Origin of the sequence: Citrobacter sp. wls710 (assembly GCF_005281115.1) — a bacterium.
GTDB classification, from domain to species: Bacteria; Pseudomonadota; Gammaproteobacteria; order Enterobacterales; family Enterobacteriaceae; genus Citrobacter; species Citrobacter werkmanii.
In genome coordinates this window covers 12765-34686 of sequence record NZ_SZXD01000047.1, presented here as the reverse complement: position 1 = coordinate 34686, position 21922 = coordinate 12765, and the positions used below count along the sequence as shown (strand labels likewise).

The following is a 21922-nucleotide window of genomic DNA, read 5'->3' as shown; positions in this document are numbered from 1 at the left end:
CAAAAAATGTCATTAACCGATAATTTATTACAGGAACGTATTCTTGCGGCTAAAGATAAAAGTCTGCTTTGGTTAAAAAGTATGCAACTTCAGAACGCAACTCCGGGCATATTGCGTGTGAGCGAACGACACCAGGCTGAACAATGGCCGCAAATGCTTCTGCCTGGAACCTATGATGGTACGATGGCGCGCGCGTTATTAGGAGATGACATCCCGGAGAAAAAAGCGCTAGCGGACTGGATATTGCGCCATCAACGAGAGGACGGATATTTCGAGCTGCCGGGTTTAAACTGGAGCGAAACGTGGAAAGGCCCGGATGCCGATAAAACGCGCCAGTACATGCGTTTTCACGCGACGAATTACTGTATGGGGGCGCTGGAAGTGCTTGATCAGCTCAACAGGCTGGAACTGCCTTTTATAAAACCGTATCTCGATCCTCAGTATTTTTGGGCATGGCTGGCACAACGTGATATGCGCGATCCGTGGCTTGAAGGTAACAATATCGTCAATGTAGGCAGCTTCCTGCTGCTTGAAAAGCAACGCGATCCGAAGGGACCCGCGGCGCAGCGATTACAGGATATGATTTTCTGGCATAACCAGCAGAGTGAGCCCTTTTCCGGTTTTTGGGGACCCGGGCAGCAGTACAGCCAGGAGGCTCTGCTGTTTGCACTCTGCGGCGCCACACATAATTTGCACGTGTTCTATGCCCTTGACGAAGATATTCCTTATTTTAACCAGTCAATGAGCCGTTGTCTGGAGCAGCCCTTAGCCATCCGGAGCAGCTGTATTGATGTCGATATTATCGATATTCTGGCGCACGGCCATGCGCGCTGTCCGCATCGTCGTGATGAAATTGAACACTGGTTGCGCCGTATGCTGGTGGCATTACTGGATTTCCAGAATGCAGATGGAGGGTTCCCGGACACCCTGCTTGGTGAGCGCGGTTACGATGGATGGGTGAAGGGTTACAAAGAGCCGCAGGGCTACAGTAATACCTTCGCGACCTGGTTCCGCTGGATAGCGATTGCGATGATCGCCCAGGTATTATGGCCGCAATGGCAGAACTGGCGTTTCCGTAAAACGATTGGTATAGGGTATTTCAAAGCTCCGTCCCTGTAATTTTCTTTCCTATAGCTAAGTGTCTCTGGCCCATAGATAAATCATCCCGCAAGGGGCGTCTATGGGCACGTCATACTGTTACTGATAGATTTTAGTGTGAAAGTTGAAACTCTATGAAATGAAAAATCCACGCAATTGCGTGGATTTTATAGTGTTTTACCGTTGTCATGAGATTCAATGAAACCTCATGAGACGAGAAATTTTATTCAGACGTTGAACAGGAAGTTCATCACATCGCCATCTTTCACGATGTAATCTTTCCCTTCCGCACGCATCTTACCGGCTTCTTTCGCGCCTTGCTCACCTTTGTAGGTGATGAAGTCTTCAAATGCGATAGTCTGTGCACGGATGAATCCTTTCTCGAAGTCGGTGTGGATTTTACCTGCCGCCTGCGGAGCGGTAGCGCCGACAGGGATGGTCCATGCACGTACTTCTTTCACGCCCGCGGTGAAGTAGGTCTGCAGATTCAGCAGCTCATAGCCTGCGCGGATCACGCGGTTCAGCCCCGGCTCTTCCAGACCCAGCTCGGCCATGAACTCTTCACGGTCGGCGTCATCCAGCTCAGCGATGTCGGCTTCAACGGCGGCGCAAACAGCTACCACCACGGAACCTTCGGCAGCGGCGATTTCACGCACCTTGTCGAGGTACGGGTTGTTTTCAAAACCGTCTTCGTTGACGTTGGCGATATACATGGTCGGCTTCAGCGTCAGGAAGCTCAGGTATTTGATGGCCGCTTTATCTTCGTCAGTCAGATTTTTCAACGCACGCAGCATGCCAGCGTTTTCCAACTGTGGCAGACATTTTTCCAGGGCAGCCAGTTCTGCTTTGGCGTCTTTGTCGCCGCCTTTGGCTTTCTTCTGTACGCGGTGAATAGCGCGTTCACAGGTATCCAGATCGGACAGCGCCAGTTCGGTATTGATAACATCGATATCGTCAGCCGGATCCACTTTGTTATTAACGTGGATGATGTTGTCGTTTTCGAAGCAGCGCACCACGTGGCCGATCGCTTCGGTTTCGCGGATGTTAGTCAGGAACTGGTTACCCAGACCTTCACCTTTGGAGGCGCCTTTTACCAGGCCCGCGATATCAACGAATTCCATCGTGGTCGGCAGGATACGCTGCGGTTTGACGATTTCGGCCAGTTGATCCAGACGCGGATCGGGCATCGGGACAACACCCGTGTTCGGCTCGATAGTACAGAACGGGAAGTTTGCCGCTTCAATACCCGCTTTTGTGAGCGCGTTGAACAGGGTGGATTTGCCTACGTTTGGCAAACCGACGATACCGCATTTGAATCCCATGTTTAAATCACCTTAATCTTTTGATATTCAATCTGTTATAGAAAACAGATTGTAGAAAAGTAAATAACTCTGCCTATTATACACAGCACGCGAGCAAAATGCCGCACATCGCTGCTTATTGCGCTTTAAAGGTATGTAACCGGCTCGTTGCTTTTGTCAGGCCATCTTTGAACAAAATCTCGGTACAACGGGCCGCTTCGTCAATCGCTTCATCAATTAACTTCTGTTCAGAAACAGGTGGTTTGCCTAAAACAAACCCGACAACTTTGTTTTTATCGCCCGGATGACCAATTCCAACGCGTAAACGATGAAAGTTAGGGTTATTGCCTAACTTGCTGATGATGTCCTTCAGGCCATTATGTCCGCCATGACCACCGCCAAGCTTAAATTTGGCAACACCTGGCGGTAGGTCTAGTTCGTCATGTGCAACTAAAATTTCATCGGGATTGATGCGATAAAAACTAGCCATCGCGCCAACGGCCTTGCCGCTCAGATTCATAAATGTGGTCGGCACCAGCAGGCGGACATCTTCGCCTTCTAGCGTAACCCTGGAGGTGTAGCCGAAGAATTTCGGCTCATCGCGCAGGGGAGCGCGTAATCTCTCTGCCAGTAGATCAACATACCATGCGCCGGCGTTGTGCCGCGTTGCCGCATACTCTGCGCCGGGGTTCGCCAGACCGACAATCAATTTAATCGTCACGTGTTTTGTCCTGAGTGTATCTATAAACGACGGGTAGTTTACTGTCTGGCGCTGCGCTTGACAAAAAACAGCATGCTTATCCTCGAAAATCGAATAATTGCGAAACTGGACTATTAGAAATTGAGTGTGTTCAGTAGCTTATTTGTAAAGTTTTGTTGCGCGGGTGTTTGTAATTGTGATCGCTCCCGCACTTGCGAACGGCAGTGTTGTCTATACTTTACACATAAGGATTAGGGGTATTCCCTGTAACAACCCAAAGTTCCGGAGGTGACACATGAAACGCAAAAACGCTTCGTTACTCGGTAACGTGCTCATGGCTTTAGGGTTGGTGGTGATGGTGGGTGGCGTTGGTTACTCTATTTTAAACCAACTGCCGCAATTTAATTTGCCACAGTTTTTCGCGCATGGTGCTGTGCTCAGTATTTTTGTCGGCGGTGTTCTCTGGTTAGCGGGGGCCAGAGTCGGCGGGCACGAACAAATTAGTGACCGTTACTGGTGGGTACGTCATTATGACAAACGCTGCCGTCGCGGTGATACCAATCATCGTCACAACTAAATAGTCTCTCCGCTGCGAGTGCCACTGTTTGCAGGCAGAGTCCTGGTTGAAAACCAGTCCTCTGCTTGTTCACGCATATCCCGGATAAAATGCACTCATCATTGCTGCGCAATTGAAGAGGCGTTATTCGAATAATCGATAATGTAACGTCTTAACCACGCTATCCGCCGCGTCAGCCGGTAACAGAATGCACAGGTTATCGTTTGATGCGCCGTGGCAAATCATGCGAACCGTATGCTCTTCGAGCCAGGCAAAAACGTCTTTGCACACCCCCGCAGCCTGGGTCAGTTTATTGCCCACCAAAGTGACTAATGCCAGTCCGGTTTCCACTTCCACCCGACAGTGGGAGGACAATGCGGTAAACAATGCCGTGGTTAGTATATGGTCCTCACCCGATGTCGCATGAGTGGCGTCCAGCGCCAGCGCAATACAATTTTCTGATGTCGTGACCAAATCCACTGCCACCGCGTGGTGGGATAAAATGGCAAATACCTGCGCCAGAAAAGTACAGGGTGGTTGTGTCTGCAGACTGTGTAATCTCAATAGCGTCTGTTTACGGCGCACGGCGAGCGCCCGATAACGCGGTGGATTATCGGTGGTGTTGTGCACCAGTGTACCACCGGCGGCAGTATCTTTACTTGAGCCAACAAAGACCGGAATGCTTTTCCGCATTGCCGGGAGCAGTGTAGCCGGGTGAAGAACCTTCGCACCGTAGGCGGCCATATCGCTGGCCTCGGAAAATGAGATATGGTCGATCCGTTTGGCCCGTGGCGCAATGCGCGGATCGGTGGTGTAGATCCCGGCAACGTCGGTCCAGATGTCTACGCGTGCGGCGTGCAGTGCTTCACCAAGTAGCGTGGCGGTGTAATCACTCCCACCGCGTCCCAGTGTCGTGGTATGTCCGCCTGCGTCACGACCAATAAATCCCTGGGTAACCATAATAGCCTGCTCAAGGCGCGGGCGCAGATGAGTCTCCACCAGGTGGTGCAGGGTGCTGAGATCCGGTTCAGCACAGCCGTAGTTCGAGTTGGTACGCATCACGCTGCGGGCGTCGAACCACACGGCTTCGGCGTGCCGTTCACGTAATACTTCAGTAAACAGCAAAGAGGACATCAGTTCGCCGTGGCTGACTAACTCATCGCTTAGCGCATCGGACGGTGAAACCGTCGCCGTTTCTGCAAGGCGGCGTATATTGTTGAGAAGATTATCGATTTCCGTGCTGATAACGGACGGCTGCTTCAGGCGGGAAATAATGTTGTATTGGATGGCGCGTAACGTCTCAAGCTTATCTAATTGTTGATGTGTTTCCAGACCTTCAGAAAGCTCGACCAGTAAGTTTGTCACGCCTGCGGAAGCAGACAAAACGACTAAACGGACATCTTGATCAGCAAGAACAATGCTGGCGCTGCGGTTCATCGCATCAAAATCAGCGACGCTGGTGCCGCCAAATTTGGCAACGACGGATGGTGGATAAATGCGAGTCATAACAATCTCATATCAGGGCGCCATAAAAGTATGGCTAGAAAATTTTCATTCTCGGCATAAGGGAACGACGTTCGCCTTACGAAATGTCCGCCCGCGAACATTTCTGCTGACAACCCAGGGAATACCTGTTGTCGATAACGCGTGTCGCCTGTACGCGTTACCGGGTGCTGCGCATTAATTTTATCTACATAGCCTGTAAATAAGCGCGCCATACTAAGTGATTTATATTTACGGATCGACTTTTTTATTCGATTTAACGAAAAATAAGTGAAAAATCATGTCGTAGTGAATAAATGCGTACATTATTAATGGTAAAAACATGTAAAAAAATAATAAAAACATGAAAACCTCATGGTTTTTATAACATCGTCTACGTTGCGGCTGGCAACAATTTTGTAAAATAAATAGCTATATTTGTTTATGATTTCGTAATGCTGGATGAGCTTTATTCTTTGAAATTTAAGGTAAAAATGCTCATTTAAGTTGGCGGAAAATAAATGATTGAGTCCCACGCTAAAACAACATATATTAGCCGCGCTTTTTTACAGGTAATCCTTATAACCATTTATTCAATCAGGCGTTAATCTACACCTGGTTGTAGGAGTGATATGATGACGGATAAAGTCCGTATTGATACTTTAAGTGCTAATTCATTACCGCAGAGCAATGATACCTTTTTAGCAAGACAGGCTGAGTTTGAATCTAATGTCCGCAGCTATCCGCGTAAACTGCCATTGGCTATTGCCAAAGCGCAGGGCGTCTGGATTACCGACGTAGAAAATAATCAATATCTTGATTGCCTTGCAGGTGCCGGTACCCTGGCGCTCGGTCACAATCATCCTGAAGTGCTGCAGAGCATTCAAAGTGTCATCACAAGCGGCTTACCGTTACATACGCTTGACCTTACCACGCCGTTAAAAGATGAATTTTCATCTTATTTACTGTCTTTATTACCGGGCCAGGGCAAAGAGTATTGCCTGCAGTTCACCGGGCCGTCTGGCGCAGATGCCGTTGAAGCGGCGCTGAAGCTGGCGAAGAAAGTGACCGGCCGTTCCAGCATTATCAGCTTCTCCGGCGGCTACCATGGGATGACCCACGGCGCGCTGTCCGTGACTGGCAACCTGTCGCCGAAAGAAGCCGTCAGCAACATGATGGCGGAAGTGCAGTTTATGCCGTATCCGCATCAGTACCGCTGCCCGCTGGGTATTGGCGGTGAAGCTAGCGTGAAAGCATTAACTTACTACTTCGAAAACCTGATCAACGACGTTGAAAGCGGCGTGCGTAAACCGGCTGCGGTGATCCTCGAAGCGGTACAGGGCGAGGGCGGCGTAAACCCGGCGCCGGTCGAATGGTTACAGCGTATTCGTAAAGTGACTCAGGAACACGGCATTCTGCTGATCATCGATGAAGTTCAGGCTGGCTTCGCGCGTACCGGTAAGCTGTTCGCCTTCGAACACGCCGGTATTGAGCCAGACATCATCGTGATGTCCAAAGCGGTTGGCGGCGGTCTGCCGCTGGCGGTACTGGGCATTAAAAAGCAGTTCGATGCGTGGGCTCCGGGCCACCATACCGGTACCTTCCGCGGCAACCAGCTGGCGATGGCCACCGGTCTGACAACACTGAAAATCCTCAAAGACGACAAGATTGCCGATAAAGTTGCCGCTCAGGGCGAGTGGCTGAAAGGCAAACTGACCGACCTGCAGAAACGCTATCCGGTGATTGGCCAGGTACGCGGTCTGGGTCTGATGATCGGTATTGAAATTGTTAAGCCGAACGAAGCGCAGGATCACATGGGCTGCTACCCGGCCGATGGCGAACTGTCCGCGCTGCTGCAGAAAAAATGCTTCGAAAACGGGCTGATTCTGGAGCGTGGCGGCCGTAACGGTTGCGTACTGCGCCTGCTGCCGTCTCTGCTGATCACTAACGCTGAGCTGGAAGTGTTCCTCGATAAATTCGAAAACGCCCTGCTGGGCGCTGGCGTAAAGCCGGTTTAAACGGAGTTGGAGCGAATGTCAGACGTAAACCCGATTCTGTCCGGCTCGGCGCAGAGTATTGCTGCCTATCAGGACGCTATCGAGCAGAGTACGAAAGCGGTCGTTGAATGGTTGCAACAGCCTGAGATGTATCAGGGCAAAACCGTTGAACAGCTGCGCGAACGTATCAACCTGAATTTTACGTCTCAGGGCCTGGGCAACCAGGCCGCTATTGAGCGTGCGGTTGAATACTTTCTCAAAGACAGCCTGTTGGTTCACCATGCGCAGTGCGTGGCGCACCTGCACTGCCCGAGCCTGGTGATTAGCCAGGCGGCGGAAGTGCTGATCAACGCCACTAACCAGAGCATGGACTCCTGGGACCAGAGCCCATCCGCGACCATCATTGAGATCAAACTGATCGAATGGCTGCGTGAGCAGGTAGGTTATGCGGCGGGCGACGCGGGCGTGTTCACCAGCGGCGGCACCCAGAGCAATCTGATGGGCCTGATGCTGGCGCGCGACGCTTTCTTCGCTCGCCAGGGGCACTCCATTCAGCAGAATGGTCTGACCGGTGACCTGAGCAAAATTAAAGTGTTCTGCTCTGAAAGCGCACACTTCTCCGTGCAGAAAAACATGGCGCTGATGGGACTGGGTTACCGTTCCGTCACTCAGGTGAAGACCGATGCGTTCTCACGTATGGATCTGGCGGACCTGAAAGCCAAGCTGGCCCAGGCGCAATCCAACGGCGAGCAGGTGATGGCGATTGTTGCTACGGCTGGCACCACCGATGCAGGCGCAATCGATCCGTTAGCGGACATCGCGGCGCTGGCGGCAGAACACCAGATCTGGATGCACGTTGACGCGGCATGGGGTGGCGCGCTGTTGCTCTCTGAACAGTATCGTCACTTCCTGAACGGCCTCGAACTGGCGGATTCCGTAACCCTGGACTTCCACAAACAGTTCTTCCAGACCATCAGCTGCGGCGCGTTCCTGCTGAAAGACGCGCGCCACTATGAGCTGATGCGCTATCAGGCGGCGTACCTGAACTCTGATTTCGATGAAGAGCACGGCGTACCTAACCTGGTATCGAAGTCGCTGCAGACCACGCGCCGTTTCGACGCGCTGAAGCTGTGGATGGGCCTCGAAGCGCTGGGCAAAAAGCAGTATGCCGAAATCATTGATAACGGCGTCACGCTGGCCCGCGATGTGGCTGAGTTTGTGAAAACCCAGCCGTATCTGGAGCTGGTGATGGAGCCGCAGCTGGCAAGCGTGCTGTTCCGCTTCCGTCCGGCAAGCGACGATATGGCGTTTGTTGCGCTGCTCAACCAGCGTATCGGCGACGTGCTGCTGGCTTCCGGTAGCGCCAACGTCGGCGTCACCGAAGCCGATGGCATTACCTGCCTGAAGCTGACGCTGCTGAACCCGACCGTGTGCCTGGAGGATGTGAAAGTCTTGCTGGCGAGCGTGAAGGCGACGGCTGAGCAACTGCTGAAAGCGTAAGCAATAAATAAGCTTGATATAAAAATGGCTCCCACTCACGGGAGCCATTTTTTTGCCTGTCATGTGTAGCCCGGGGCGCTTCGCCGGGTCGGGCTGGGCGTCAGCTGATGTCCGCCAGTGCGGCGTCTTTATTCGGGAAGAACGTCAGGCGTCCTGGAATAGGCTGAATACCCGCGCGGGCCATAGTACGTAGCGGCTGGAACTCCAGGTTACTGATACGTAATTCGCAACCTTCCGGCAGACGTTTAACAAAGCGCTGGAAGGCATCCAGACCACCGGCATCCAGCACCGGGACTGCGTCCCACTTCAATACCACAATGCGTTTACCCGCAATGCGCGACTCGAGATCGGTAAATAATCCCTCCGCCGCGGCAAAGAACAGCGGGCCGATGACGCGTAGCACCAGAACATCGTCTGCTACATCAACGTTGACTGGCGCCAGCCGCGTCATGCGCGCAATTCGACGCATAAACAGCAGAGAGGCGAGAACGATCCCGACGCTGATGGCGATAACCATGTCGAACAGCACCGTCAGCGACATACACATCAGCATGACGATGATGTCGTCTTTTGGCGCATGACGCAGCAGATCCACCACTTTGTGGGCTTCACTCATGTTCCATGCCACCATCAGCAGCAGTGCGGCCATGGCGGAAAGCGGTAGCCAGGAAAGCAGCGGCGCTAAAACCAATAGCGCCAGGATCACCAGAATCGCGTGGATGACCGCAGAAATGGGTGAGGTTGCCCCGGCGCGGACGTTGGCCGCAGAACGGGCAATTGCCGCCGTGGCGGTGATACCACCAAAGAACGGCGCAACAATGTTACCCAGCCCCTGACCAATCAGCTCGCTGTTGGCTTTATGCTTGGTGCCGGTCATGCCGTCGAGGACGACGGCGCACAGCAGAGATTCAATTGCCCCCAGCATCGCCATTGAGAAGGCTGCCGGTAACAGCGCCTGTAACGAACTCCAGCTCAGGGTAAAGTTTGACTCGGGCATATTCCACGGTAATACCAGCTGCGGCAGCAACTGCGGGATACCGTTACCCTGTGAGCCGTCAGCCAGAATGTAGTGGAACTGGGAACCGATGGTCGCAACGTGACCACCGGTCAGGTTCACAATCCCCATTACCGCACAGCCTGCCAGCAGTGCAGGAAGGTGGCCCGGTAGTCGGATCCCCAAACGAGGCCAGAAAATCAGGATCCCCAGCGTTACAACGCCAATGGCGGCATCGCCGAAGTTGATGGTCGGCAAGGCCATAAACAGCGCACCAACTTTTTGCAGGTAGTGCTCCGGTACATGGGCCATTTGCAGGCCAAGGAAATCTTTAATCTGCATGGTACCGATGGTGATACCAATACCCGACGTAAAGCCTAACGTAACCGACACGGGAATATATTCGATCAGGCGACCAAAGCGGGCGAGGCCGAAAAGGATCAGAAATATCCCGGACATGAGCGTGGCAACCAGCAGGCCTGCCAGCCCAAACTGTTGCGAGACCGGATACAGGATCACCACGAAAGCGGCGGTTGGGCCAGAGACGCTAAAGCGCGACCCCCCGGTGAGGGCGATAACAATCCCAGCGACGGCGGAGGTATACAGACCGTACTGCGGCGCAACGCCACTCCCTATTGCCAGGGCCATTGCCAGCGGAATGGCAATGATCCCCACGGTTATCCCGGCGATCAGGTCACGGGTAAAGCGAGAAGCGGTATATTTTTCTTTCCAACAAGCGTCGATGAGGGCGCGGAAAGGCATCACATGTGAGGAAAATAATCTGTTCACAATAATGTTTCATCCATGAGCGCATCATCTGTCAACTAAATGGCAGGTGAAGTAGGCAAAAGTCATACAAATAAGTATTACAGATAAAAAAACCCGCCGCAGCGGGTTTTTGAGCCGGGCTCGATTAATGCTCGAACATAGCAGAGATGGATTCTTCGTTGCTGATACGACGAATCGCTTCGGCCAGCATACCCGACAGGGTCAATGTACGCACGTTTGGCAGCGCTTTGATTTCGTCAGTCAGTGGAATAGTGTCACAGACAACGACTTCATCAATCACTGAGTTGCGCAGGTTGTTTGCCGCATTACCTGAGAAGATCGGGTGGGTTGCGTAAGCAAATACGCGTTTTGCACCACGTTCTTTCAGTGCTTCTGCTGCTTTACACAGCGTACCGCCGGTATCGATCATGTCATCAACCAGCACGCAGTCACGTCCTGCAACGTCACCAATGATGTGCATCACCTGAGAAACGTTCGCACGCGGACGACGTTTGTCGATGATAGCCATATCGGTATCGTTCAGCAGTTTAGCGATAGCACGGGCACGCACGACGCCACCGATGTCCGGAGAAACCACGATCGGGTTGTCCAGGTTCAGTTGCAGCATGTCTTCTAACAGGATCGGGCTACCGAATACGTTATCAACCGGTACGTCAAAGAAGCCCTGGATCTGTTCAGCATGCAGGTCAACGGTGAGGACGCGGTCAACGCCAACGCTGGACAGGAAATCAGCGACGACTTTAGCGGTAATCGGTACACGAGCGGAACGTACGCGACGATCCTGACGTGCATAGCCGAAGTAAGGAATAACGGCGGTGATACGGCCTGCGGAAGCACGGCGCAGCGCATCAACCATAACGACCAATTCCATCAGGTTGTCGTTAGTAGGGGCACAAGTGGACTGGATGATGAAAATATCACCACCGCGTACATTTTCATTAATTTGTACGCTGACTTCGCCGTCGCTAAAGCGACCTACAGCGGCGTCGCCGAGTGAAGTGTACAGGCGGTTGGCAATACGTTGTGCTAGTTCCGGGGTGGCGTTACCAGCAAAAAGCTTCATATCAGGCACGAGAAGAACCTCAGGCATGCGTCCATTGGTGGAAAGAATCTGCCGAAAACTGTGCGGGCCAGGCAGTATCCTCTCCATGCGGTGTATTAAAGAGCGCGATGCAACGTCTGGAACAGGGTGACGTTGTCACCGCAACTCAGCTTGCCCGGTTTACTCTTCATCCTTCGGGTTTCATGTGCGTTGGCGTTAATTCCTCACACCAGCACATACTGTTGTATGCGCCAGGTGTTCCGTCATCTCGCCATCTTCCTGAAACCCGAATGATTTAGAGTAACGCTCTATGCAAAGGGGAGAGGTTGACGCCTTTCGCCACAAAGCCTTTGAGCCATTCCGGGGCTTGCTCAAGCACCTGGCGAGCACGAGACTCTGTGTCAAATTCAGCAAAGACACAAGCCCCTGTACCAGTCAGGCGCGACGGCGCGTATTCTAACAGCCAGGAAAGCGCCGCATCAACCTCGCGAAAACGTTTTCTTGCGATAACCTCGCAATCATTGCCGAATTCACATTTTAGTAACGTTTTTATTGACCTTTTTGGCGTGTTACGCGGGAGGTCAGGATCGTTAAAAATGACCGGCGTTGGAATACTGACTCCCGGATGAGCGACCAGATACCATTTTTCAGGTGGATCGACCGGCGTCAGAATTTCTCCCACGCCTTCGGCAAAAGCCGCGTGGCCGCGCACGAACACGGGAACATCCGCCCCCAGCGTCAAGCCGATTGCCGCCAGTTCATCAACCGAAAGCCCACACCGCCAGAGATGATTCAACGCCACCAGAACGGTGGCCGCATTTGACGAACCGCCGCCCAGGCCGCCACCCATCGGCAGACGCTTTTCGATACTGATGTCCGCGCCGCTTCCTGCGGGCAGGCGATCGCTTGTCGACGCTGTCTTCATCAGCAAACGCGCCGCGCGCACGATCAGGTTATCTTCATGCGCAACGCCTTCCACCGGGGTTAGGAGGTGTATTTCGCCATCGTGGCGCAGATTGATGCCAATCTCGTCGCCATAGTCGAGAAACTGGAATAACGTCTGTAGCGTGTGGTAACCGTCCGCACGCTGCCCGGTGATATATAAAAACAGATTCAGTTTTGCCGGAGAGGGCCAATGGCTCATCATTTCACAATCCAGTTATCCATTTTCAGCTTAATACGCTGGGAGCCGTCGGACAGCTCCATGTTGGCCGGCATCGCAGGCTGCGTTTTGCTGTCGTAGGCGCTATAGACCACTTTCCAGCTTTTACCGTCTTTACTGTAGTTCACTTCGCTCAGACGATATTGGTCGTCGAGCTTGTAATCGGTGGCGTCACCCGGCAGGCCAAGGATCCACTGGCGCAGGCTATTCAACGGAATAGGCATGCCGGTCAGTTTACCAATCATCTCTTCGGCGTCGTCGGCGGTGTAGTGCTTACCTTTGTTATCAACAAGTTCAACATTGCCCGGCTGCGCATTGAGTTCCAGTTCCGTGCTGCCCAGCGGGTTGGTCAGCAGCAGACGATAGCGATCCTGTCCGGTTTGCTGCCAGAAAAAGCGGGCATACACTTTCTGTTGATCGGAGATATAAGCGAACGCACCGCGCGTCTGATATTGGTTCAAGGCGCGTACTTCCTGCTGGTGCTGGCGCCACTGCGGGGAATCGGGGCTTTTGCCGGGACCTTTCGGTGCGTTGAGGGTACAGGCACTAAGAACCAGGGCTGCAAGGGGCAGCAGGCGAATCAGGCGAAAATCAGGCAGGGTCATAATGATGACAAATCCTTGAGATACGTTGCAGTTATAACTCTCAATGCTAGCGCCACCATCTGACATCGTCTACGTTCAAGTTATCTTAAATCGCTTAAATTTGTGCGCTAAGCTATTACTCCAAAAGGAGGCAGTCTCTTTTATTGACCGCACGCATCCTGTATGATGCACCCAGTCTAACCTTATCAACGCTGGTACTATTCCCGCTCACATGACCCTTTTAGCGCTTGGTATTAACCATAAAACGGCACCTGTATCGCTGCGAGAACGCGTAACGTTTTCGCCGGATACGCTCGATCAGGCGCTGGACAGCCTGCAAGCGCTGCCGATGGTGCAGGGCGGGGTAGTGCTGTCGACGTGTAACCGCACAGAGATTTACCTCAGCGTGGAAGAGCAGGACAACCTGCAAGAAGCACTGATTCGCTGGTTGTGTGAATACCATAACCTTAATGAAGAAGACCTGCGCAATAGCCTGTACTGGCATCAGGACAATGACGCCGTCAGCCATCTGATGCGCGTTGCCAGTGGTCTGGATTCGCTGGTGCTCGGCGAGCCGCAGATTTTGGGACAGGTTAAAAAAGCCTTTGCGGATTCGCAGAAAGGCCACCAGAACGCCAGTGCGCTGGAGCGCATGTTCCAGAAATCGTTCTCTGTCGCTAAACGTGTCCGTACCGAAACTGATATCGGCGCCAGCGCTGTTTCCGTGGCTTTTGCCGCTTGTACGCTGGCGCGGCAGATCTTTGAATCGCTCTCCACGGTAACCGTGCTGTTAGTCGGCGCAGGCGAGACCATCGAATTGGTCGCGCGTCATTTGCGCGAACACAAAGTGAAGAAGATGATCATCGCTAACCGTACGCGTGAACGCGCGCAGGTGCTGGCGGATGAAGTCGGCGCTGAAGTGATTTCATTGAGCGATATCGATGCCCGCTTGCAGGATGCCGATATCATTATCAGTTCAACCGCCAGTCCGCTGCCGATTATCGGTAAAGGAATGGTAGAGCGTGCGCTTAAAAACCGTCGTAACCAGCCTATGCTGCTGGTGGATATCGCCGTACCGCGCGATGTCGAGCCGGAAGTGGGCAAATTGTCCAACGCCTACTTGTACAGCGTTGACGATCTGCAAAGCATCATTTCGCATAACCTGGCCCAGCGCAAAGCGGCGGCCGTGGAAGCCGAAACGATCGTGGCGCAGGAAACCAGCGAGTTTATGGCCTGGCTGCGTGCCCAGGGCGCAAGCGACACTATCCGCGAGTATCGCAGTCAGTCAGAACAGATCCGTGATGAACTGACCGCCAAAGCGTTGGCCGCTCTTCAACAGGGCGGTGATGCGCAAGCCATTATGCAGGATCTGGCCTGGAAACTGACTAACCGTCTGATCCACGCACCAACCAAATCACTTCAACAGGCCGCCCGTGACGGGGATAGTGAACGCCTGAATATTCTGCGCGACAGCCTCGGGCTGGAGTAGCAACACACCAATCTTATTTTTTACAGGGTGCATTTACGCCTATGAAGCCTTCTATCGTTGCCAAACTGGAAGCCCTGCATGAACGTCATGAAGAAGTTCAGGCGCTGCTCGGCGATGCGGGTACTATCGCAGACCAGGACCGCTTTCGTGCACTGTCGCGCGAATATGCGCAATTAAGCGATGTATCGCGCTGTTTTACGGACTGGCAACAGGTTCAGGAAGATATCGAGACAGCTCAGATGATGCTCGACGATCCTGAAATGCGTGAAATGGCGCAGGATGAACTGCGCGAAGCAAAAGAGAAATGTGAACAGTTGGAACAACATCTGCAGGTTCTGCTGTTACCGAAAGATCCTGATGACGAACGTAACGCCTTCCTTGAAGTGCGGGCGGGAACCGGCGGTGATGAAGCCGCGTTATTTGCTGGCGATCTGTTCCGTATGTACAGTCGTTACGCTGAATCGCGCCGCTGGCGGGTTGAGATCATGAGCGCCAGCGAAGGCGAGCATGGCGGTTTTAAAGAAGTTATTGCCAAGATCAGCGGCGAAGGCGTTTACGGCCGACTGAAATTTGAGTCCGGTGGTCATCGCGTGCAGCGCGTACCGGCGACGGAATCACAGGGCCGTATTCATACCTCCGCCTGTACGGTCGCGGTTATGCCGGAGCTGCCGGATGCTGAACTGCCGGACATCAACCCGGCCGATCTGCGTATTGATACCTTCCGCTCATCTGGCGCAGGGGGTCAGCACGTTAACACCACCGACTCCGCAATCCGTATTACCCACTTGCCAACCGGCATCGTGGTGGAATGTCAGGACGAACGTTCACAGCATAAAAACAAAGCGAAAGCGATGTCGGTGCTGGGGGCGCGCATTCGTGCGGCCGAAGTGGCAAGGCGTCAACAGGCGGAAGCCTCTGAGCGTCGCAACCTGCTGGGCAGCGGCGATCGCAGCGATCGCAACCGCACATACAACTTCCCGCAGGGGCGCGTGACCGATCACCGCATTAACCTGACGCTCTACCGTCTGGATGAAGCGATGGAAGGTAAACTGGATATGCTCATTGAGCCAATTGTCCAGGAATACCAGGCCGATCAACTGGCGGCGTTGTCCGAGCAGGATTAATGGACTATCAGCACTGGCTGCGTGAAGCGATAAGCCAATTACAGGCAAGCGAAAGCCCGCGCCGTGACGCCGAGATTTTACTCGAGTTCGTTACCGGCAAGGGGCGCACCTTTATTCTGGCTTTCGGTGAAACGCTGTTAACCGAGACGCAGCATCAGCAGCTCGACACATTACTGGAGCGGCGTCAGCGGGGCGAGCCGGTGGCGCATTTGACCGGCGTGCGCGAGTTCTGGTCGCTGCCGCTGTTTGTATCTCCAGCCACGCTGATTCCGCGTCCGGATACCGAGTGTCTGGTAGAGCAGGCGCTGGCTCGCCTGCCGGCCTCGGCATGTCGCATTCTCGATCTGGGAACCGGTACGGGCGCGATTGCGCTGGCGCTGGCAACCGAGCGTCCGGATTGCACCGTGACGGCGGTTGATCGGATGCCGGATGCTGTGGCGCTGGCTATGCGCAATACACAGCACCTGGCTATCGACAATGTTAACGTGCTGCAAAGCGACTGGTTTAGCGCTTTGCAGGGGCAGCAGTTTGACATGATTGTCAGCAATCCGCCGTACATCGACGAACAGGATCCGCATTTGGCACAGGGCGATGTGCGCTTTGAGCCGCTGTCGGCGCTGGTGGCGGGCGATCAGGGGCTGGCGGATATCGTCCATATTATTGACCAGTCTCAGCACGTGTTAACGCCCGGCGGCTATCTTTTGCTGGAACATGGCTGGCAGCAGGGCGAGGCCGTGCGCGATGCCTTTACTCGCGCGGGTTATCTGGCGGTTGAAACCTGCCGTGATTACGGCGGCAACGAGCGAATTACGCTTGGACGCCTCCCATCATGAGTACCATCAGTCTGTTACTCAACGTTCATCTCATTAGCATTGCGCTTTCTGTTAGTCTGCTGACGCTGCGTTTTTGGTGGCGTTACACCGACGCGCGTCTAGCCCGTGCCCGCTGGACGCGCATTGTGCCGCCGGTGGTGGATACCGTTTTATTACTCAGCGGCGTAGCGTTAATGGTGAAAACGCACATCCTGCCATTCACCGAACAAGGGACATGGCTGACTGAAAAGCTGTTTGGGGTTATCATTTACATCGTTTTGGGTTTTATTGCGCTCGATTACCGTCGGGCGCGCAGCCAGCAGGCGCGATTAGTCGCATTTCCGCTGGCGTTGGTGGTGCTGTACATCATCATTAAACTCGCCACCACAAAAATACCGTTACTGGGGTAAGTCATGAGGTCGTTAGCTGATTTCGAATTTAATAAAGCGCCATTGTGTGATGGGATGATCCTGGCGTCGGAGTCTATCCGTCTGGATTTTCCAACACAAACTGTCTATGACGAACTGGAACGTCTGGTCAGTCTGGCGCAAGAAGAAATTAGCCAGCTCCTGTCTCAGGATGAGCAACTGGAAAAACTGCTGGCACTTTTTTACGGCGAATGGGGGTTTACGGACACCCACGGCGTCTATCGTCTTTCTGATGCACTATGGCTCGACCAGGTTCTGAAAAATCGTCAGGGCAGTGCTGTTTCGTTGGGCGCGATCTTATTGTGGATTGCCAACCGACTGGATTTGCCGCTGGTACCGGTGATTTTCCCGACACAACTCATCCTGCGCATTGAATCGCTCGATGGCGAAATGTGGCTAATCAATCCGTTCAATGGCGAAACGTTAAATGAACACACGCTGGAAGTGTGGCTGAAGGGGAACATCAGCCCGGTCGCGGAACTGTTTAATGAAGATCTGGATGAAGCGGATAACGCAGAAGTGATCCGCAAACTGCTCGACACGCTGAAATCATCGCTGATGGAAGAGCGGCAAATGGAACTGGCGCTGCGTGCCAGTGAAGCATTATTGCAGTTTAATCCTGAAGATCCGTATGAAATTCGCGATCGGGGATTGATATATGCGCAACTGGAGTGTGAACATGTTGCGCTGACAGATTTAAGTTATTTCGTTGAGCAGTGTCCGGAAGACCCGATCAGCGAAATGATTCGTGCGCAGATTAATACCATTTCGCACAAAAAAATTGTATTGCATTGATTAATGACACTTTACCTACCGTTTAAGGCGATCCTATGAAACAAAAAGTGGTTAGCATTGGCGACATCAACGTGGCAAATGACCTGCCGTTCGTGCTGTTTGGCGGAATGAACGTGCTGGAATCCCGCGACCTGGCGATGCGCATTTGTGAGCACTACGTAACCGTTACTCAAAAACTGGGTATCCCTTACGTGTTCAAAGCCTCCTTTGATAAAGCCAACCGTTCTTCCATCCACTCTTACCGTGGACCGGGCCTTGAAGAAGGGATGAAAATCTTCCAGGAACTGAAGCAAACTTTTGGCGTAAAAGTGATCACCGACGTTCACGAAGCCAGCCAGGCACAGCCTGTTGCTGATGTGGTGGATGTGATTCAACTGCCGGCATTCCTCGCTCGCCAGACCGATCTGGTGGAAGCGATGGCGAAAACCGGCGCTGTTATCAACGTGAAAAAACCGCAGTTCGTAAGCCCGGGTCAGATGGGTAATATCGTGGATAAATTCCATGAAGGCGGTAACGATAAGGTTATCCTGTGTGACCGTGGCGCAAACTTCGGTTATGACAACCTGGTTGTGGATATGCTGGGCTTTAGCGTGATGAAAAAGGTCTCTGGCAATTCGCCGGTGATTTTCGACGTCACCCATGCGCTGCAGTGCCGCGACCCGTTTGGCGCCGCAAGCGGCGGCCGTCGTGGTCAGGTGACTGAACTGGCGCGCGCGGGCATGGCGGTAGGTCTGGCAGGCTTGTTTATTGAAGCGCATCCGGATCCAGCCAATGCGAAATGCGATGGCCCATCCGCACTGCCGCTGGCGAAACTGGAACAGTTCCTCACGCAGATCAAAGCGATTGATGATCTGGTGAAAAGCTTCGACGAACTCGATACTGAGAACTAAGTTCGCTGAACAGGCCGGGGCACTTGTCGCCGGCCTGTTATCACTGTCAGGCGCCAAACGCCCCATCAATGGTATGCATAGCTCCCGTCACAAACCCGGCCTCCGGACCTGCCAACCAGGCAACCATTCCGGCCACCTCTTCTGGTCGACCGTGTCGTTTTAGCGCCATAAAGCTGTGCATCAGCTCTTTCAATGGACCTTCTGCTGGATTAGCGTCAGTATCAATGGGACCCGGTTGCACCACGTTGACCGTAATACCGCGTGCGCCTAAATCACGCGCCAGCCCTCGTGCCAGGCCTTGCAGAGCAGACTTACTTAACGCGTAGGAAGCCATACCGGCAATTGGCATACGATCGCCGTTTACTGAACCAATAATGATAATCCGTCCGCCATCAGGCATTTGTCGTGCCGCCTCGACTGCCGCGTACCAGGGGGCATGGATATTAATGCGGAACAGGCGCTCAACGTCATCGGGATCCTGCTCCAGTGCGTCGCCGAACAGCACAATTCCAGCATTCACCACTAACACATCCAGCGGGCCGCTTTCCCGTACCCGCTCGATGACGGCATCGCGATCGGCGCTATCGGTTTGCGCCGTGTGCGCCCCTGTTTCATCCGCAAGTGCTTTTGCTGCGTCTGCGGAGCCTGAATAGGTAAAGGTCACCGCTGCGCCATCTGCGGCGAAACGGCGCACAATAGCCGCGCCAATCCCACGACTGCCGCCAAGAACCAGAACTGACTTGCCGTTAAATTGGGACATGAGATACTCCTTGAACAATTATGTAGTGATCGATATATAATGGGCGCATGGTTTTCTGTCAATGGATTTGTAATGAGCACTACAAAATGTTCGCGCGCCCCAGGGCGACCACGTAATTTTGATCCGGAACTGGCTGTTGCCAAAGTACAGCCCTTATTTCACGCGCATGGATACGACGCTGTGAGCGTAGCGGATGTTACGCAGGCCCTGAACATCAAGCCCCCCAGTTTTTATGCCGCTTTTGGGAACAAAATCGGTCTTTATGAACGCGTGCTTGGTCGCTATGTACAAACTGATGCGATCCCGTTTGATGACATTTTGCGTTCTGACAGACCGGTTGCCGAAAGCCTTGCTGCGTTGCTTGAAGAGGCGGCGCGACGCTATGCCGAGGATCCGCATGCGCCAGGTTGTTTGGTTCTGGAGGGCACGCATAGCAACGATCCGCAGGCGCGGCAGGTGGCAAGGACTTTCTACTCGGTTGCGGAATGTAAAATTCATGACTTTATCGCCGCGCGCCATCCCGAAGTGGCTGACAGCCTGACCGATTATGTCAGTACCACGATGCTCGGTCTGTCGGGAAAAGCCCGTTGCGGGCATACGCTCGAACGTTTGCTATCCAGCGCACACATCGCCAGCCTGGCGGTGCTGCATCAGCTTTCCTGATTTTCATCACGTGAAAAGGTAGATAAATATGATGGGTAAACTGGGACTCCGCTTTAATACTCCCCCTCCGGCTATTCGCAACGCAACGTTGGCCGCAATTCTGATTGGAACTTCATTTCTGGTGCATTCTCAGGACAAGGCCGATGTTATTTTGTATAACGGCAAGCTGATTACCATGGATGAACAACAACCCAACGCGCAGGCGCTGGCGGTAAAAGGGCGCCATATTATTGCGGTGGGTAATAATGAAACGGTGAAAAAATGGTCCGGACCGAACACGAAGGAAATCAATCTGACGGGGCAAACCGTTATTCCGGGATTAATTGATGCGCATCTGCATGGCATTCGGGGGGGGAGGACGTTTTTATTTGAAACCTACTGGTTTGATACTAAAAATTTACCCGATGCGTTAAATAAATTGTCGCAATCTGCGGCACAGAAAAATACTGCGCAATGGGTGGCGGTGGCTGGCTCATGGATACCTGAACAATTTGCTGAAAAACGGGATCCGACGGTTCAGGAACTGAATCAGGCGGTGCCTCATCATCCTGCGTATATACAAAGCCTTTATGACTATGCCCTGTTAAATCAAAAGGCTATCGAGACCCTAAAACTTAATAGTTCACAGCCGGATGTTCCGGCAGGGATCGTGATAGAACGCGATGACAAAGGGCTGGCAACGGGGAAATTGCGCGGGACCATTGGCAGTTTTAACCAGCTTTTCGCCCAGATTAGCCAGACTTCCGATGTTGAAAAGAACCTTAACGCCTTTGTTCGTTATTTAAATAAACGCGGTGTGGTCGGGTTTATCGATCCTTCTGCCGGGCATGAGCAAGCTTATCGTGATTTCTTTAAACTTCAGCAGCAGCAACCTCTCAGGATACGCGTTGGATATCGTTTATCCGCACCGCCTGGTAATGAAACGGAATGGTTTAAACAACGTCTGGCATTTCGCCCGGCAATACACGATGACGGCAGAATAGCCTTTCTGGGCTTCGGTGAAAGCCTGGTGATGGCAATGAATGACGGCGTACGGATGTCATCTGGATTTAAGTCTTCTGCACAATCCCAACAAGAACAATTTAAGGTGCTCCAGCTTGCCGCCCAGGAAGGGGTTGCCGTAGAAATACATGCCTATACCGATGACAGTGCAGATGCGATTTTAGATCTCATTAGCGAGGTGGCTAAATCGTATGACATTGCTCCGTTACTCTGGTCTATTGCGCATCTCAATACCGGTACGCCAGAAACAATTGCCCGCATGAAGAAACTCGGCTTGGCCTATTCTGTCCAGATGGGGCCATATTTTGAATCTCCCGCCATCGAACGCGCAAATGATAAAACGGTGGCGGCATTCTCATCGCCAGTTCAACCCGCGTTAGAGCAGGGGGTAATCGTTGCCGGCGGTACAGATGCGACGCGGATTGGCGTTGCGGGAGTGTGGCATGCCATTGAGTATCATGTCACAGGTAAAGCACTCGACGGCTCGATACGCCATGACTCGCGCCAGTTAAGCCGGGAAGATGCGTTAAAAATGTATACCCGAAATGCCGCCTGGCTCGCTTTTGCCGAACAGCAACGGGGAAGTTTGCGGGCCGGTAAGCTCGCCGATTTTGCGGTGCTGAATCAAGATATTATGGCTATTCCGCCAGACAAATTGCATCAAACGGAATCGTTATTAACGTTTGTCGATGGCCAACAGGTTTATCCGGAGCAATAAACGCGGTAAAAGAAAACGGCCCTGAAGCAGGGCCGT

Annotated in this window: 20 protein-coding genes; 12 read left to right on the top strand and 8 right to left on the bottom strand. The window is 53.0% G+C overall.

What is annotated here, in order from left to right:
• Positions 1-6: 6 nt before the first annotated feature.
• On the top strand, positions 7-1119 hold the full coding sequence (locus FDX14_RS20720; RefSeq protein ID WP_079223825.1) for a hypothetical protein: 1113 nt from the start codon (positions 7-9) through the stop codon (positions 1117-1119).
• 206 nt (positions 1120-1325) lie between these two features.
• Here FDX14_RS20720 and ychF read toward each other — a convergent pair whose 3' ends face one another.
• A complete protein-coding gene (gene ychF, locus FDX14_RS20715) occupies positions 1326-2420 on the bottom strand; it encodes a redox-regulated ATPase YchF (RefSeq protein ID WP_048211448.1) in 1095 nt (364 codons plus the stop codon).
• Positions 2421-2535: 115 nt separating this feature from the next.
• On the bottom strand, positions 2536-3120 hold the full coding sequence (gene pth, locus FDX14_RS20710) for an aminoacyl-tRNA hydrolase (RefSeq protein WP_016153302.1): 585 nt from the start codon (positions 3118-3120) through the stop codon (positions 2536-2538).
• Between the two features lie 274 nt (positions 3121-3394).
• Here pth and ychH point away from each other — a divergent pair, with 274 nt between their 5' ends.
• Positions 3395-3676, top strand: coding sequence for a stress-induced protein YchH (gene ychH / locus FDX14_RS20705; protein WP_003833480.1), 282 nt, complete (start codon positions 3395-3397; stop codon positions 3674-3676).
• A 123-nt stretch (positions 3677-3799) separates the two neighbouring features.
• On the opposite strand, the gene lysC is transcribed toward ychH, so the two are convergent.
• Positions 3800-5161 (bottom strand): lysine-sensitive aspartokinase 3, encoded by a 1362-nt coding sequence (lysC, locus tag FDX14_RS20700; RefSeq protein ID WP_137350156.1) that lies wholly within the window; start codon positions 5159-5161, stop codon positions 3800-3802.
• Positions 5162-5769: 608 nt separating this feature from the next.
• Between lysC and FDX14_RS20695 the strand changes: the two genes are divergently transcribed.
• Complete coding sequence (locus FDX14_RS20695) at positions 5770-7155, top strand: diaminobutyrate--2-oxoglutarate transaminase (RefSeq protein ID WP_137350155.1); 1386 nt, start codon at positions 5770-5772, stop codon at positions 7153-7155.
• Between the two features lie 15 nt (positions 7156-7170).
• Positions 7171-8634, top strand: a complete 1464-nt coding sequence (locus tag FDX14_RS20690; protein ID WP_137350154.1) for a pyridoxal phosphate-dependent decarboxylase family protein — start codon at positions 7171-7173, stop codon at positions 8632-8634.
• 100 nt (positions 8635-8734) lie between these two features.
• On the opposite strand, the gene dauA is transcribed toward FDX14_RS20690, so the two are convergent.
• The 4 genes from dauA to lolB all read right to left on the bottom strand — a co-directional run bounded on the left by dauA (position 8735) and on the right by lolB (position 13226).
• Positions 8735-10417 carry a C4-dicarboxylic acid transporter DauA gene (gene dauA / locus FDX14_RS20685; protein WP_072014732.1) on the bottom strand — a complete coding sequence of 561 codons (1683 nt, stop codon included), beginning with the start codon at positions 10415-10417 and terminating at the stop codon, positions 8735-8737.
• 124 nt (positions 10418-10541) lie between these two features.
• Entirely contained in the window at positions 10542-11489 is a 948-nt protein-coding gene (gene prs, locus FDX14_RS20680; protein WP_001518537.1) for a ribose-phosphate diphosphokinase, read from the bottom strand.
• A 265-nt stretch (positions 11490-11754) separates the two neighbouring features.
• Entirely contained in the window at positions 11755-12606 is an 852-nt protein-coding gene (ispE, locus tag FDX14_RS20675; RefSeq protein ID WP_061381218.1) for a 4-(cytidine 5'-diphospho)-2-C-methyl-D-erythritol kinase, read from the bottom strand.
• Positions 12603-13226 carry a lipoprotein insertase outer membrane protein LolB gene (gene lolB / locus FDX14_RS20670; RefSeq protein ID WP_003020792.1) on the bottom strand — a complete coding sequence of 208 codons (624 nt, stop codon included), beginning with the start codon at positions 13224-13226 and terminating at the stop codon, positions 12603-12605. Before lolB ends, ispE begins: the two co-directional genes overlap by 4 nt.
• Positions 13227-13437: 211 nt before the next feature.
• Between lolB and hemA the strand changes: the two genes are divergently transcribed.
• From hemA to kdsA, 6 genes are read left to right on the top strand one after another with little or no spacing between them, the layout of a single operon-like run.
• Positions 13438-14694, top strand: a complete 1257-nt coding sequence (gene hemA / locus FDX14_RS20665) for a glutamyl-tRNA reductase (protein WP_042307946.1) — start codon at positions 13438-13440, stop codon at positions 14692-14694.
• A 41-nt stretch (positions 14695-14735) separates the two neighbouring features.
• Positions 14736-15818, top strand: coding sequence for a peptide chain release factor 1 (prfA, locus tag FDX14_RS20660; RefSeq protein WP_003020786.1), 1083 nt, complete (start codon positions 14736-14738; stop codon positions 15816-15818).
• A complete protein-coding gene (gene prmC, locus FDX14_RS20655; RefSeq protein ID WP_137350153.1) occupies positions 15818-16651 on the top strand; it encodes a peptide chain release factor N(5)-glutamine methyltransferase in 834 nt (277 codons plus the stop codon). Before prfA ends, prmC begins: the two co-directional genes overlap by 1 nt.
• Positions 16648-17040, top strand: coding sequence for an invasion regulator SirB2 (sirB2, locus tag FDX14_RS20650; protein WP_079223840.1), 393 nt, complete (start codon positions 16648-16650; stop codon positions 17038-17040). Before prmC ends, sirB2 begins: the two co-directional genes overlap by 4 nt.
• Positions 17041-17043: 3 nt before the next feature.
• Positions 17044-17853, top strand: a complete 810-nt coding sequence (gene sirB1 / locus FDX14_RS20645; RefSeq protein ID WP_137350152.1) for an invasion regulator SirB1 — start codon at positions 17044-17046, stop codon at positions 17851-17853.
• Positions 17854-17888: 35 nt separating this feature from the next.
• Positions 17889-18743 carry a 3-deoxy-8-phosphooctulonate synthase gene (gene kdsA / locus FDX14_RS20640; protein ID WP_038641145.1) on the top strand — a complete coding sequence of 285 codons (855 nt, stop codon included), beginning with the start codon at positions 17889-17891 and terminating at the stop codon, positions 18741-18743.
• A 46-nt stretch (positions 18744-18789) separates the two neighbouring features.
• Here the strand turns inward: kdsA and bdcA are convergent, their stop codons facing one another.
• Entirely contained in the window at positions 18790-19503 is a 714-nt protein-coding gene (bdcA, locus tag FDX14_RS20635) for an SDR family oxidoreductase (protein ID WP_061381220.1), read from the bottom strand.
• Positions 19504-19575: 72 nt separating this feature from the next.
• Between bdcA and FDX14_RS20630 the strand changes: the two genes are divergently transcribed.
• Together FDX14_RS20630 and FDX14_RS20625 are read left to right on the top strand one after the other, a co-directional pair.
• Positions 19576-20166 (top strand): TetR/AcrR family transcriptional regulator, encoded by a 591-nt coding sequence (locus tag FDX14_RS20630; RefSeq protein ID WP_137350151.1) that lies wholly within the window; start codon positions 19576-19578, stop codon positions 20164-20166.
• 28 nt (positions 20167-20194) lie between these two features.
• Positions 20195-21886 carry an amidohydrolase gene (locus FDX14_RS20625; protein ID WP_137350150.1) on the top strand — a complete coding sequence of 564 codons (1692 nt, stop codon included), beginning with the start codon at positions 20195-20197 and terminating at the stop codon, positions 21884-21886.
• Positions 21887-21922: the final 36 nt, after the last annotated feature.